Genomic DNA, 12,944 nt, shown 5'->3' with positions numbered 1-12,944 from the left:
GGCCGGGGGGCTGTAGATGAGGATTGTGCTTGGGATCGCGCTGGCGCTGTTGATGTCGCCGGCCTCCGGCGAGCCGCTGGTCGAACGCGGTGCCTATCTCGTCAACAGCGTGATGGTCTGCCACAACTGCCACACGCCGCGCGGGCCGCAGGGCCTCGATCTCTCGCGCGCGCTCGCGGGCGGCAGCCAGGTCTTCGATGAGCCTGCCTTCAAGGTCACCGGCTCCAACATCACGCCGGACAAGGACACCGGCATCGGCAACTGGAGCGATGCCGAGATGAAGCGGTTTCTGGTCAGCGGTCACAGGCCGAACGGGACCAAGGTCGCGCCAATCATGCCGACCGCATTCTACACGGTGCTCACGGCCCGGGATCTCGATGCGCTTACCGCTTACCTGCGCTCAGTACCCGCAGTGCGCCACGAAACCCCGGCGCCGGAATACAGGATCGCGCTGAAGCCGGAAACGCCGACCTATGCCGGCAAGCAGGCGACCGAGGCCGAGATCTCCGACAAGCTCGCGCGCGGCCGCTATCTCCTGACCATCGCCCATTGTTTGGAATGCCACACGCCGGAGGGCCCGTCCGTCGTGCATGATTTCGCGGGTGCGAGCGGCAAGGGTGGCCGGACATTCAAGGGGCCGTGGGGCGAATCCGTCTCCCCCAACATCACCGCGGATCCCGCGGTCGGTATTGGGCAGTGGAGCGACGACGAAATCAAACGTGCGATTACGCAAGGCATCGCGCGCGACGGCCACAAGCTCAAGCCGCCGATGGCCTATGCTGCCTACGCCAGCATGACGGCCCAGGATCTCGATGCCATCGTCGCGTTTCTCAGGACGCTACCGCCGCGGCAATAGTGCCGCAGGGTGGGCAAAGGTGCGCTCTCAGCGCGCCGTGCCCACCATTTCGCTTTCAACTCGTGTCGACAAGATGGGCACGCTTCCGCCTTCGCTCTTCGAGCTACGGCGGACAAGTCGCTTTGTCCCACGCTACGATTTCGCAGTTGTGGCGATTGAAGCGGCGTGCGCTGGACACGATATCCGCTTCAGCAACAATGGAGATGATTCATGAAGATCGACCTTTCCGGAAAGACCGCCCTCGTGACCGGCTCCACCGCCGGCATCGGCCACGCCATCGCAAAAGGTCTCGCCGCGTCCGGCGCGAGCGTGGTCATCAACGGTCGCGGCCAGGACAAGGTCGATGCCACCGTGCGCAAGCTGGAAGGGGCAGGCCTTAAGGTCCGCGGCATCGCCGCCGACGTCTCGACCGCAGCGGGCTGCAAGGCGCTCGTCTCGGCGCTGCCGGAGGTCGACATCCTCATCAACAATGCCGGCATCTTCGAGCCAAAAGACTTCTTCGAGATCCCTGACGAGGACTGGAGCCGCTTCTTCGAGGTCAACGTCATGAGCGGCGTGCGGCTGTCGCGCGCCTATATGAAGGGCATGCTCAAGCGCAACTGGGGCCGCATCGTCTTCATCTCATCGGAGTCTGGGCTCAACATTCCCGTCGAGATGATCCACTACGGCATGAGCAAGACGGCCCAGCTCTCGGTCGCCCGCGGCCTCGCGCAGCTCACCCGCGGCACCGGCGTCACCGTCAATTCCGTGCTGCCGGGTCCGACCATGTCGGAAGGCGTCGAGACCTTCGTGAAGGATCTCGCCAAGCAGAATGGCCAGTCGGTCGATGAGGCCGCGGCCAATTTCGTCAAGCAGCACCGCCCGAGCTCGCTGATCCAGCGCTTCGCCAGCGTCGACGAAATCGCCAACATGGTGGTCTATGTCGCGTCGAAGGAAGCGTCCGCGACCAACGGTGCGGCGCTGCGCGCGGAAGGCGGGATCGTCAACACGATTGCCTGAGGTTGCGCGAAGGCGTGGCACCGGAAGCGTGGCACCGTAGGGTGGGCAAAGCGACTTGTCCGCCGTAGCTCGAAGAGCGAAGGCGGAAGCGTGCCCACCACTTTTGTCGCACCCGTTGCGAGATGGTGGGCACGGCGCTAGCGCGCCTTTGCCCACCCTATGCAGCTTCGCCCTAACGTTGTGACTGCTACCACCCCTCCAACACGATCTTGCCGCGCGACTTGCCGCTTTCGAGCAGCGCATGCGCGCGCTTGAGGTTGGCTGCGTTGATCGTGCCAAAGGTCTGGTCGAGCGTGGTGCGCAGAACGCCCTTGTCGATGAGGTCGGAGACGTCGTTGAGCAGATGATGCTGCGCGATCATGTCGGGCGTCTGGAAAGAGGAGCGCGTGAACATCGATTCCCAGTGTACCGAGATCGCCTTGCCCTTGAAGGTGCTCACGGCGAACTCCGGGGGATCGTCGATCAGGCCGAACCGGCCCTGCGGCGCCATGAACTCGGCGATCGCCTTGTAGTGCTGGTCGGTGAAGGTGAGGCTCGCCACCAGCGCGACCGGCGGCAGCCTCAAGCTCTCGATCTGCTCCTTCATCGGCTTGCCGTGGTCGATCACCGCATGCGCGCCGAGATCGAGGCACCATTTTTGCGACTCCGGCCGCGTCGCCGTCGCGAGCACCGTGAGGCCCGTGAGGCGGCGCGCAAGCTGGATCAGGATCGAGCCGACGCCGCCGGCGCCGCCCGTGATCAGCAGCGTGCGCGGATCGACGCTCTTGCCGGGCACCGCGCCGAGCCGGTCGAACAGCAATTCCCAGGCGGTGATGGAGGTGAGGGGGAGGGCTGCGGCCTGCGCGAACGAGAGCGACTTCGGCTTGACGCCGACGATGCGCTCGTCGACCAGGTGGAATTCGGAATTGGTGCCCTGGCGCAGGATCGAGCCGGCGTAAAACACCTCGTCGCCCGGCTTGAACAGTGTGACGTCCGGACCCACGGCATCGACGACGCCGGCCGCGTCATAGCCAAGAATCTTCGTCTCGCCCTCGGGCGGGGCGGCACGCTTGCGTACCTTGTAATCAACCGGGTTGGCCGAGATGGCCTTCACGGCGACGCGGATATCGCGCCCCTTGGGCTCGGGCTTTGCGGTCTCGAAATCGATCAGCGCGTCCTGATCCTCGATCGGGAGCGATTTTTTGTAGCCGACGGCCTTCATGGCTTGTCTCCATCAAATGGCGCGTAGCTTGTGATCTGCGCCTGGCCCGCTAACTGTCCCGCTAGCCCCGATTTGGCAAGTACTGTAAATTCGGGGATATAGTCCCTGTTTGGATACTATTGGGAAAACACGCATGAAGCGGCGAGATTTTACCCGGCGTCCCGGCTGCTCGGTCGAGGCGACGCTGGACCTGATCGACGGCAAGTGGAAGGGCGTGATCCTCTACCACCTCCAGGACGGCACCCAGCGCTTCGGCGAACTGCGCCGCCGGATGCCCGGCATCACCCAGCGCATGCTGACAAAGCAGCTTCGCGCGCTGGAGGAGGACAAGCTCGTCATCCGCAAGGTCTATGCCGAGGTGCCGCCGCGCGTGGAGTATTGCCTCTCCGAGCTCGGCGAGAGCCTGCGGCCGGTGATCGACATCCTGAAGGCCTGGGGCGAGAGCCATCAGCAACGGCTGTCCTGCGCGCCGCCGCCCGAAGCGGAGCCGGTCAAGAAGCCGAAGCGCGCAGCGTAACTCTCCGGGAGCGGACCGTGCCGCTCCCGGAAGAGATTGCATCAGAACGCAAACTGCGTGCGCAACGCGACCGCATCGAACTTCGAGCCGGTGTCCGCCGCCGACACCGCCGAGGCCTGCTTCGACACCGTGCCATGCAGATAGTCGAGCATGAAGCGCACATTGCCGTTGACGTACCAGTTGAGCGCCAGCGTGTAGACGGTTTGCCGCCCGCCGGCGATGCCGGCGGCGGTCGCCAACTGATCGTTCAGATCTATGGTCGAGTAGCGACCGGCGATCTCCCAGGCACCCCAGCCGCCGCCGTTGATCGAGAACGGATTGTTCGGCTTGACGCCGCCATAGGCCGCGTTGCTCGGATTGTACTTGCGCGATTCACCGGTCAGGACATAGGCCGCCTGTGCGTAGCCGCCCTGGAATTTCAGGCTCGACGTACCGATGGGCGCCACCGCGGTGTTCGCACCGCGATCGATGTTGAACCAGTAGTATTCGCCCTGGACCCAGAGCGGTCCATAGGTGGCCGCGGCTTCCACGCCATAGACCTGCGCGCCCGCCACATTTGCAATCGCTCCGGTCGAGATCAGCGTCGTGGGATCGATGCGCAGCTCGGGACGATCGCTGAGCGTGAGCGTTTGCGTGTTCGCGAGCAGATTGCGCGGCGGCTGGATCAGCCATTCCGCGTCGGCGCCGAGATGCACCGAGTAGTCGTTGCCGCTCACGACCTGACCCGCAACGCGGGCGGTCGCGCCGTATTGCTCGCTGGTCCCGGGAGGTGACACGCTCGAGGCCGAGTGAATGGCACCCGAGGTCGGGCCGGTCACGTAAGCGCCGGCCCAGAACACGTCATTGTACCAGCGGGCACCGGCGGCGGAACGGAAGTCGCCGGCGGCGATATTTTGCGCGATGATGCCGACCGAGGCGCGTTCCATGAAGGCAATGTCGTTGGAACTCGTGGATTCATCCAGGGTCCAGGCAAGGTCCATGATGCCGGCTTCGATTGCCATCTTGCCGCCGAACGGCTTCAGCCCCGTGTAGCTCACCCAAGCATTCTCGATGCCGGAGGTGCCTCCGCCCGGCAGGAAGCCGACAGGGGTCGCGCCGGCGGCGCCCGTGCCGCCAAATCCGTCGGACGAGCCCCCGAAATCGTAGATCAGCGCGAAATTCCAGTCTTCGAGGAATTTGCCGACGACACCGATGCGCGCGCGACGCACGTTTTCGCCGCTGTCCAGCTTTTGCGGCACAGTTGCCGCCGTGTTGGGACGATAGTCATAGCCGCCCATATCGTAGTGCACGCGACCGGTGATCGCGACGCAGTTTGCCCCATCGGCGGTGCAGATGGTCGGCCGGTTGTTCGGCATCGTCACGACGGCGCCGGACGCGGGCGCCGGTCCCTTGAGCGGGATCGCCGCGTTAGCATTGGCCACGACCGCCTTCGCCTCCGAGCGGGCTTCGGCCTTGGCCTCTGCCTTTGCTTCGACTTTGGCCTTCGCCGTGGCCGCCGTGTTGGCGGCGGTCTGGCTCTGGAGCTTGTCGAGCTTCTGCTCCAGCATCTTCAATTGCTGCTTCAGCAGTGCGATCTCCTGATCGCTGCTGCTTGCCGTTTGGGCCTGGGCCTGCGAGGCCGCCAGCGCACCGGCGAGACCAATCGCGGTGGCTGCAAGTCTTGTCCTGCTCACATCATGACTCCATCGTTTGACGAACTTCCCCAAGTCGTAACGGGAGAGCCTAGGTATGAACGATGACTGCCCCGCGACGCTGCGCCCGGTTGCGCGGTTCCCACTGATGCCAATTCGCCGCAACCGAATCCGCTCGCCACCACAATGCTGGATGACGCGCATCATGCCAATCCACCGCCCAGGTAAATTGTCATTTCGCATGCGGGACTTGCAAGGCGGACACACCGGAAAGGCGGCTGAATAATGCCGCCTGGCGCCCTTCTATTGGCGGGCGAACGCGCCTATATTCCGGCGTCTTTTCCGAGAGGTAGGAATGTTTCGATCGACCCGGACCGCCGTCATCACGGCATTGTGCATAGCGTTTTCAGCCCACCTCAATCCGGCCGCCGCACAGGACCGTCGCGTCCCGTCCTCGCCCGCCGAGCTGCGGCTGTCCTATGCGCCGATCGTGCAGCGGGTGCAGCCGGCCGTCGTCAACGTCTACGCCGCCAAGGTGGTGCAGAACCGCAATCCGCTGCTGGACGACCCGATCTTCCGCCGCTTCTTCGGCGTGCCGGGCCAGCAGCCCGAGCAGATGCAGCGCTCGCTCGGCTCCGGTGTCATCGTCGATGCCTCCGGCCTCGTCGTCACCAACGTCCACGTCATCGAGGGCGCGGACCAGGTGAAAGTATCGCTGTCGGACAAGCGGGAGTTCGAGGCCGAGATCCTGCTGAAGGATCCGCGCACCGATCTCGCCGTGCTGCGCCTGAAGGACACCAAGGAGAAGTTTCCGACCCTCGACTTCACCAATTCCGACGAACTGCTGGTTGGCGACGTCGTGCTCGCGATCGGCAATCCCTTCGGCGTCGGCCAGACCGTGACCCACGGCATCATCTCGGCGCTCGCGCGCACCCAGGTCGGCATCACTGACTACCAGTTCTTCATCCAGACCGATGCGGCCATCAATCCCGGCAATTCCGGCGGCGCGCTGGTCGACATGAGCGGAAAGCTTGCCGGCATCAACACCGCGATCTATTCGCGCTCCGGCGGCTCGCAAGGCATCGGCTTTGCGATCCCCGCCAACATGGTGCGCGTCGTCGTGGCCTCCGCCAAGAGCGGCGGCAAGGCGGTGAAGCGGCCGTGGTTAGGGGCAAAATTGCAGGCGGTGACGCCCGAGATCGCCGAGAGCCTCGGCCTGCGTTCGCCGACCGGCGCGCTGGTCGCAAGCGTGGTCTCGACCGGCCCCGCGGCCAAGGCCGGCCTGAAATCCTCCGACCTCATCACCGGGATCGACGGCCAGACCGTGGATGATCCCAACGCCTTCGATTACCGTTTCGCCACGCGTCCGCTCGGCGGCACGGCGCAGATCGACGTGCAGCGCGGCGGCAAGCCGCTCAAGGTCACGATCGCGCTCGAGACCGCACCGGACTCCGGCCGCAACGAACTCGTCGTCACCGCGCGCTCGCCGTTCCAGGGCGCGAAGGTCTCGTCCATCACGCCGGCGGTTGCCGACGAGCTGCATCTGGACGCCGACACCGAAGGCGTCGTGATCACCGATCTCGGCGGCGACAGCGCGGCTGCGAGTGTCGGCTTCCAGAAGGGCGACATCATCCTCGCCGTCAACAACCAGAAGATCGGCAGGACCGCCGACCTCGAAAAGGCGGCGGGCGAACGGCCGCGGATCTGGCGCATCACGCTGGTGCGTGGCGGCCAGCAGATCAACGTCACGCTGGGCGGATGAGCCCGAAGCGACCACAGGAGACGCCAACTCTCTTCGCCGCGGCGGGGCTCGACCACGAGGCTCCGCATCCGCTGCCGGATCGGCTGCGCCCGCGTGCGCTGTCGGAGGTCGTTGGCCAGGACCATATCCTCGGTCCCGACGGTGCGCTGACGCGCATGCTGGAGACGCGCACGCTCGGCTCGCTGGTGTTCTGGGGCCCGCCCGGCACCGGCAAGACCACGGTGGCGCGGCTGCTGGCGGATGCGACCGATCTGCATTTCGAGCAGATCTCCGCGGTGTTCTCCGGCGTCGCCGATCTGAAGAAGGCGTTTGACGCCGCACGCGCCCGCCGTGAGATGGGCAAGGGCACGCTGCTGTTCGTCGACGAGGTGCATCGCTTCAATCGCGCCCAGCAGGATTCGTTTCTGCCGGTGATGGAGGACGGCACCGTCGTGATGGTCGGCGCGACCACCGAAAACCCGTCCTTCGAGCTCAACGCGGCGTTGCTCTCTCGTGCGCGCGTGCTGGTGTTTCGCTCGCTCGATGCCGCCGCGATCGAAAAACTGTTCGCGCATGCCGAAGAGGTCGAAGGCCGCAAGCTGCCGCTCGATGACGAGGCGCGCGCCGTGCTGGTGCGCATGGCCGACGGCGACGGCCGGGCATCGCTGACGCTGGTCGAGGAGGTCTGGCGTTCGGCGCGGGCGGACGAGATTTTCAACGCGGCGCAGGTGCAGGAGATCCTGCAGCGCCGCGCACCGATCTACGACAAGTCGGCCGACGGTCACTACAACCTGATCTCGGCGCTGCATAAGTCGGTGCGGGGCTCCGACCCCGACGCCGCGCTGTATTACCTCGCGCGCATGCTCGATGCCGGCGAGGACCCGCTGTTCCTGGCCCGCCGCGTCGTACGCATGGCGGTCGAGGACATCGGCCTTGCCGATCCGCAGGCGCTCGTCATTGCCAACGCGGCCAAGGACGCCTTCGACTTCCTCGGCCATCCCGAGGGCGAGCTCGCGATCGCGCAAGCCGTCGTCTATCTCGCCACCGCGCCGAAATCGAATGCCGTCTACACGGCTTTCAAGGCCGCGATGCAGGTCGCAAAACAGGCCGGCTCTCTGCTACCGCCAAAGCACATCCTCAATTCCCCGACCAAGCTGATGAAGTCCGAAGGCTACGGCGCGGCCTACGAATACGACCACGACACCCCCGACGCCTTCTCCGGCCAGGACTATTTCCCGGAACTCCTGGGCCGCCAGACCTTCTACGACCCGCCCGAGCGCGGCTTCGAGCGCGAGATCCGCAAACGGCTGGATTACTGGGCGAAGCTCCGGAAGGAGCGGGGAGGCTCTCGCTAGAAACGGCCATTTCGCCGTGACGGCAGCCGGCTTTTAGGGTAGGCAGGCAACCATGAGTCGCCGCATCAAGAGAATGAACCCAAAGCCCCGTTCGCGTGACGAGCGCGACGATTCGCGTCCGTTCAAGGCGCGCACCGCCAAGAAGGCGGGACCGCGTCCGGGTGCCAAGCCGGGTGCGAAGCCGCCGCGCTTTGCGGCGGAGCGTGCCGAGCGGCGGCCGCCCAAGGCTGCGCCCGAAGCGTCTGCGCCGGCAAAGCCCGTCGAGGCGCTGCTGCCGACGAAGGTGCAGACCGTCAAGGTGACGGCTGATGAAAACAACATGCGCGTCGATCGTTTCCTGGAAGCGCGCTTTCCCGGCCTGTCGTTCTCCCACATCCAGCGCGTCGTCCGCAAAGGCGAGTTGCGGGTCGACGGCAAGCGCGTCGACAGCAAGGACCGCCTGGAGGAGGGCCAGAGCGTCCGCATTCCGCCGCTGAAGCTCGACACGCCGAAGGCGGCCAGCCCACTGTCGGAAGCTGCGCAAAAAACGCTTGCCGCGCTGAAGGAGATGACGATCTACGAGGACGACGACGTTCTCGTGCTGAACAAGCCGTTGGGCCTCGCCGTGCAGGGCGGCTCGGGCATGACACGGCACATCGACCAGATGCTGGAGGTGATGCGTGATTCCAAGGGCCAGAAGCCGCGCCTCGTGCACCGCATCGACCGGGAGACCTCGGGCTGCCTGCTGATCGCCAAGACGCGATTTGCCGCCTCGCATCTGACCGGCGCCTTTCGCTCGCGGTCCGCGCGAAAGACCTATTGGGCGCTGGTGCCGGGTCTGCCGAAGCCGAAGCAGGGCCGCATCTCGACCTTCCTCGCGAAGGAAGAGAGCGAGGACGACACCATCATGCGCATCGCCCAGCATGGCGACGAAGGTGCCAGCCACGCGGTGACGTATTATGCGGTGGTAGAGACCGCCGGCAACAAGCTGACCTGGGTGTCGCTCAAGCCCGTGACCGGCCGCACCCATCAGCTGCGCGCCCACATGGAGCATATCGGCCACCCCATCGTCGGCGATCCCAAATATTTCAACATCGAGAACTGGCAGCTGCCGGGCGGCCTGCAAAACCGGTTGCATCTGCTTGCGCGCCGCATCGTCATTCCGCATCCCCGCGGCGGCGTGATCGACGCCACCGCGCCATTGCCGCCGCACATGCAGCAGTCGTGGAATCTGCTCGGGCTCGATGCGAGCCGGTTTGATCCGATCGAGAACGCGCCGGAAGAGTAGGGATTGGGGCCTCGCTACCAGCCCCGTCATTGCGAGGAGCGAAGCGACGAAGCAATCCAGAATGCTTCTGCGGATATAGTCTGGATTGCTTTGCTGCGCTCGCAATGACGGTGTTGAGGCAGTGGCGACTGGCCCCCTCACTTCCGAAACTGCTCCAGAAACATCCGCAGACTGTCATGCGGGCTCTCGACATCGGTGATCAGCCAGCCTTCGGGTCCGTTGACCAGGACGAAGTTCAGCGTGACCTTCCGCCCGCGATTGTCGAAATTCGCCGCGACATAGGTCTTGTCGTATTGCCTGCGAACGACCGCGATCGCGACCGGGCCGAGCTTCCAGTTCGGGCTCTGCACCAGGAAGTCGTAGGGCTCGACCCTCGGCGCGCTCCAGGCCCTGCGCAGGCTGGGGTCGAACAATTGCCGGGCGGAGGCGGCATCGCGCGGCAGGCCTTTTGACAGCTCCGGCGCGCCTTCGCCGTAGTGCGCGTAGACATTGCGGACCAGCGATTCCGGGGTGCGGAAACCGGCGTCCGCCGCGGCCAGCCAGAGCCCGGCGAGCAGGGCCACAATGCCCGCAAGTTCCCTCATGTCTTGCCGCTCGCTTTATCAGCCGCCAGTCTTGGCTTACAAGCCTAGCATTCAGAGACCGGGGCCGAAACGAGATGCGCGAATTGTTCGATGAGGTTGCGGGGCGGTCCCCGCTCGATCCGCAGGAGGCGGTGCGCCAGGCCGCGCGTACGCCGCGGCGCAAGCGCTTCTACAAGGAGGCGGGCGTGGCCGAGGCCGAGGGCGGCTTCGCCATCACGCTGGACGGCAGGCCGATCCGGACGCCATCGGCCCGCCAGGTGGTGATCCCGTCGCGCGCGCTGGCCGATGCCGTGGCCGCGGAATGGGCGGCTCAGGGCGAGACGATCGATCCCGTGACGATGCCGCTGACGCGGATCGCCAACAGCGTCGTCGAGGGTGTCATCGATCGCGTCGAGCTCGTCAGCGACGACCTTGCAAAATACTTCGAGACCGATCTGCTGTTCTATCGCGCCGGCCACCCCGAAGGGCTGGTCGCCCGCGAGGCCACGCATTGGGACCCCGTGCTGTTCTGGGCCGCGGAGACGCTGGGCGCGCATTTCATCCTGTCCGAGGGCATCATGCATGTGAAGCAGCCGGACGAGGCCGTTCAGGCCGCCCGCGCCGCGCTGCCCGGTGATCCCTGGTCGATCGCGGCGCTCCACGTGGTCACGACCCTGACCGGTTCTGCGCTGCTGGCGCTGGCGCTCGCCCATGGCGTGCGCGATGCCGGCCAGGTCTGGGCCGCCGCCCATGTCGACGAGGACTGGAACGCCGAGAAATGGGGCGTGGACGAGGAGGCGGCTGCCCGCCGCGCCGCCCGCCTGAAGGATTTTCAGGCCGCCGTGGCGGTTTTGGCGGCCGTGAAGCCGCAAGCGGACAAAGGTCCTTAACGAGAGGTTTACGACGGGGCCTTAGGGTGGGGCCAGCGTTCCCAGGGCCCCTTCAGATGCCGACGCCGATAAGCTCGATCGTTCCCGTCAGTGCCGCCAGCCCTGTGGCTGATGCGGCGACGCCCGATCTTGTGCTCCAGGCCGGCAGCGTCGTGGACGCAAGGGTCGTCAGCGTGATGGCCGACAATCTGGTGCGGATCGCGATCGCCAATCTGTCGATGGATGTGATGTCCGAGGTGTCGCTGACACCGGGGCAAAATCTCCAGCTCGCAGTGTCGCAGAACGACGGCAACATCAGGCTCGCCATCATGAACGGGGCAGGCGAGGCGACGGCCGATCAGATCACGCTGACGCCGCGGGCGGTGTCACTCGTGGACAGCCCGTCGCTGGCGCCATCTGCGACCACCGCACGCAACACGCTGACGCCGTTGGAGCAGGTCGCCGTCACCGTGGCTTCGGCCGAGGCGGCGACAAAACAGGGCAGTCAGGCGCCGCTGTTCGCCAATCTCGCCTCCGTCGTCACCGGCAGCGATCTGCCGGCCGGACTGAAGCAGGCGGTGCTGGACGTGCTGGCGCAGCAGACGCCGCTCAACACCGCCCTCGACGGCGGTGATATCGAATCCGCCTTCCAGAAGTCCGGCCTGTTTCTCGAGGCGTCATTGGCCGCAGGCGCAACGCCGTCCTCCGGCACAATGCCGGACCTGAAGGCCGCGCTGCTGGTGCTGCGCCAGACATTGGCCACGCTCGAGACCGCCGCGCCACAGGCGCAAGGCGCCGCGATCGCTACGGCGGGGACATCGCAGGTCGCCGCCGTGCCGGCTCAGGCTGCGTCGCCGTCGACCGAGCTCGATATGACCCAACAGCCGCAGATGCCGCGCAGCGCCCATCTCGCGGCCGCTGTGCTCGCCGACATCGCCGGCGGCGCTCCGCAGGCCGCGATGCCGCGAACCATGTCCGCCGGCCTTGCCGCGGCCCTCCTTCAGGAGGTTACGCAAAACCTGCCGCGCCTGATCGGCAACGTGCCCGGCTCCAACAAGGCCGTGCCCGACGGCCATCTCTTCGAGGCCGCGGCGCGCGCGACACCGCCGCCGTTCCGCGGCGCGCTGCCGGCGCCGCAGGGGATCGCCTCGCCATCGCTCGCGCCGGATACGCCGCTCTCCGCAACGGTGCACCGTCTACTCGACGACACCGATGCCGCGATCGCGCGTCAAACGCTGCTCCAGGTCGCTTCGCTGCCTGATCGCACCGATGCCTCCGGCCATCGCATCGACCCGACCGCGCCGCAATGGAATTTCGAGATTCCCTTTGCGACGCCGCAGGGCACCGCGATGGCGCAATTCGAGATCTCGCGCGATGGCGGCAATGAGTCCTCTGATCCCGCCAAGCGCGCCTGGCGCGCGCGCTTCACGCTCAATGTCGAGCCGGCCGGCCCCGTGCATGCGCTGATCACGCTCAACGGCGACAAGACCTTTGTGCGGATGTGGGCGGAGCGGCCCGCGACCGCGCAGCAGCTCCGCGCCGGCATCGGCGAGCTCAATCAGGCCCTGACGCGCGCCGAGCTCAAGCCCGGCGACATCCTGGTGCGCGACGGCACGCCGCCGCAGCCGGCGCCGGCCCGCGCCGGCCACTTCCTGGATCGCGCCACATGAGCGATCCATCCAAGCTCGCAATTGCGCTGCACTACGAGAAGGGCAGCAACGCGCCCGTCGTCGTCGCCAAGGGCAAGGGCACGATCGGCGAAAAGATCGTCGAGATCGCCAAAGCCAACGACATCCCGATCGAGGAGAACGAGATCTTGGCCGGCGCGCTGTCCAAGGTCGAACTCGGCGAGGAGATTCCGCCCGACCTCTACAAGGCCGTCGCCGAAGTGCTGGTGTTCGTGTTGCGGCTGTCGGGCCGGGGGCGGTAGAGCATGATCCGGAAA

At 66.0% G+C, this 12,944-nt stretch carries 12 protein-coding genes; 9 read left to right on the top strand and 3 right to left on the bottom strand.

Annotated elements, in window-relative coordinates:
- Positions 1-16 precede the first annotated feature (16 nt).
- Both AB7245_RS27100 and AB7245_RS27095 read left to right on the top strand, forming a co-directional pair.
- Positions 17-856 carry a c-type cytochrome gene (locus AB7245_RS27100; RefSeq protein ID WP_085405460.1) on the top strand — a complete coding sequence of 280 codons (840 nt, stop codon included), beginning with the start codon at positions 17-19 and terminating at the stop codon, positions 854-856.
- Between the two features lie 210 nt (positions 857-1,066).
- Positions 1,067-1,855 carry an SDR family NAD(P)-dependent oxidoreductase gene (locus tag AB7245_RS27095; RefSeq protein ID WP_354115493.1) on the top strand — a complete coding sequence of 263 codons (789 nt, stop codon included), beginning with the start codon at positions 1,067-1,069 and terminating at the stop codon, positions 1,853-1,855.
- Between the two features lie 187 nt (positions 1,856-2,042).
- Here AB7245_RS27095 and AB7245_RS27090 read toward each other — a convergent pair whose 3' ends face one another.
- On the bottom strand, positions 2,043-3,056 hold the full coding sequence (locus AB7245_RS27090) for a zinc-binding alcohol dehydrogenase family protein (RefSeq protein ID WP_354115492.1): 1,014 nt from the start codon (positions 3,054-3,056) through the stop codon (positions 2,043-2,045).
- Between the two features lie 133 nt (positions 3,057-3,189).
- On the opposite strand from AB7245_RS27090, the gene AB7245_RS27085 reads away from it, so the two are divergent.
- Complete coding sequence (locus tag AB7245_RS27085; protein WP_028151187.1) at positions 3,190-3,573, top strand: winged helix-turn-helix transcriptional regulator; 384 nt, start codon at positions 3,190-3,192, stop codon at positions 3,571-3,573.
- 41 nt (positions 3,574-3,614) lie between these two features.
- Here the strand turns inward: AB7245_RS27085 and AB7245_RS27080 are convergent, their stop codons facing one another.
- Complete coding sequence (locus tag AB7245_RS27080) at positions 3,615-5,246, bottom strand: OprO/OprP family phosphate-selective porin (protein WP_354115491.1); 1,632 nt, start codon at positions 5,244-5,246, stop codon at positions 3,615-3,617.
- A gap of 313 nt (positions 5,247-5,559) precedes the next feature.
- On the opposite strand from AB7245_RS27080, the gene AB7245_RS27075 reads away from it, so the two are divergent.
- Genes AB7245_RS27075 through AB7245_RS27065 form a run of 3 tightly spaced genes read left to right on the top strand, consistent with a single transcriptional unit; the run spans position 5,560 to position 9,567 of the window.
- Positions 5,560-6,966, top strand: a complete 1,407-nt coding sequence (locus AB7245_RS27075; protein WP_166342277.1) for a DegQ family serine endoprotease — start codon at positions 5,560-5,562, stop codon at positions 6,964-6,966.
- Entirely contained in the window at positions 6,963-8,300 is a 1,338-nt protein-coding gene (locus tag AB7245_RS27070; RefSeq protein ID WP_085405466.1) for a replication-associated recombination protein A, read from the top strand. The genes AB7245_RS27075 and AB7245_RS27070 overlap by 4 nt, the downstream gene beginning before the upstream one ends.
- Positions 8,301-8,352: 52 nt before the next feature.
- Positions 8,353-9,567, top strand: a complete 1,215-nt coding sequence (locus AB7245_RS27065) for an RluA family pseudouridine synthase (protein ID WP_085405467.1) — start codon at positions 8,353-8,355, stop codon at positions 9,565-9,567.
- A gap of 137 nt (positions 9,568-9,704) precedes the next feature.
- Here AB7245_RS27065 and AB7245_RS27060 read toward each other — a convergent pair whose 3' ends face one another.
- Positions 9,705-10,151, bottom strand: a complete 447-nt coding sequence (locus tag AB7245_RS27060) for a hypothetical protein (RefSeq protein WP_085405468.1) — start codon at positions 10,149-10,151, stop codon at positions 9,705-9,707.
- Between the two features lie 74 nt (positions 10,152-10,225).
- Between AB7245_RS27060 and AB7245_RS27055 the strand changes: the two genes are divergently transcribed.
- The 3 genes from AB7245_RS27055 to AB7245_RS27045 are packed head-to-tail and all read left to right on the top strand — an operon-like array spanning position 10,226 to position 12,929.
- Positions 10,226-11,020: an ATP12 family chaperone protein gene (locus tag AB7245_RS27055; protein ID WP_085405469.1), complete on the top strand. Its 795-nt coding sequence runs from the start codon at positions 10,226-10,228 to the stop codon at positions 11,018-11,020.
- Positions 11,021-11,076: 56 nt separating this feature from the next.
- Entirely contained in the window at positions 11,077-12,669 is a 1,593-nt protein-coding gene (gene fliK / locus AB7245_RS27050) for a flagellar hook-length control protein FliK (RefSeq protein ID WP_085405470.1), read from the top strand.
- Entirely contained in the window at positions 12,666-12,929 is a 264-nt protein-coding gene (locus tag AB7245_RS27045; RefSeq protein ID WP_028151179.1) for an EscU/YscU/HrcU family type III secretion system export apparatus switch protein, read from the top strand. Before fliK ends, AB7245_RS27045 begins: the two co-directional genes overlap by 4 nt.
- Positions 12,930-12,944: the final 15 nt, after the last annotated feature.

The sequence above is a fragment of the Bradyrhizobium sp. 604_D8_N2_3 genome (genome assembly GCF_051810765.1).
Taxonomy (GTDB): Bacteria; Pseudomonadota; Alphaproteobacteria; order Rhizobiales; family Xanthobacteraceae; genus Bradyrhizobium; species Bradyrhizobium barranii.
This window is presented reverse-complemented; position numbering and strand designations above follow the sequence as displayed.

Excerpts from the sequence above, each read along its gene's own strand:
- AB7245_RS27085 (WP_028151187.1), top strand. The coding sequence starts at position 3,190 with ATGAAGCGGCGAGATTTTACCCGGCGTCCCGGCTGCTCGGTCGAGGCG.
- AB7245_RS27055 (WP_085405469.1), top strand. The coding sequence starts at position 10,226 with ATGCGCGAATTGTTCGATGAGGTTGCGGGGCGGTCCCCGCTCGATCCG.
- AB7245_RS27065 (WP_085405467.1), top strand. The coding sequence starts at position 8,353 with ATGAGTCGCCGCATCAAGAGAATGAACCCAAAGCCCCGTTCGCGTGAC.
- AB7245_RS27090 (WP_354115492.1), bottom strand. The coding sequence starts at position 3,056 with ATGAAGGCCGTCGGCTACAAAAAATCGCTCCCGATCGAGGATCAGGAC.
- AB7245_RS27075 (WP_166342277.1), top strand. The coding sequence starts at position 5,560 with ATGTTTCGATCGACCCGGACCGCCGTCATCACGGCATTGTGCATAGCG.
- AB7245_RS27070 (WP_085405466.1), top strand. The coding sequence starts at position 6,963 with ATGAGCCCGAAGCGACCACAGGAGACGCCAACTCTCTTCGCCGCGGCG.
- AB7245_RS27060 (WP_085405468.1), bottom strand. The coding sequence starts at position 10,151 with ATGAGGGAACTTGCGGGCATTGTGGCCCTGCTCGCCGGGCTCTGGCTG.
- fliK (WP_085405470.1), top strand. The coding sequence starts at position 11,077 with ATGCCGACGCCGATAAGCTCGATCGTTCCCGTCAGTGCCGCCAGCCCT.
- AB7245_RS27100 (WP_085405460.1), top strand. The coding sequence starts at position 17 with ATGAGGATTGTGCTTGGGATCGCGCTGGCGCTGTTGATGTCGCCGGCC.
- AB7245_RS27095 (WP_354115493.1), top strand. The coding sequence starts at position 1,067 with ATGAAGATCGACCTTTCCGGAAAGACCGCCCTCGTGACCGGCTCCACC.
- AB7245_RS27045 (WP_028151179.1), top strand. The coding sequence starts at position 12,666 with ATGAGCGATCCATCCAAGCTCGCAATTGCGCTGCACTACGAGAAGGGC.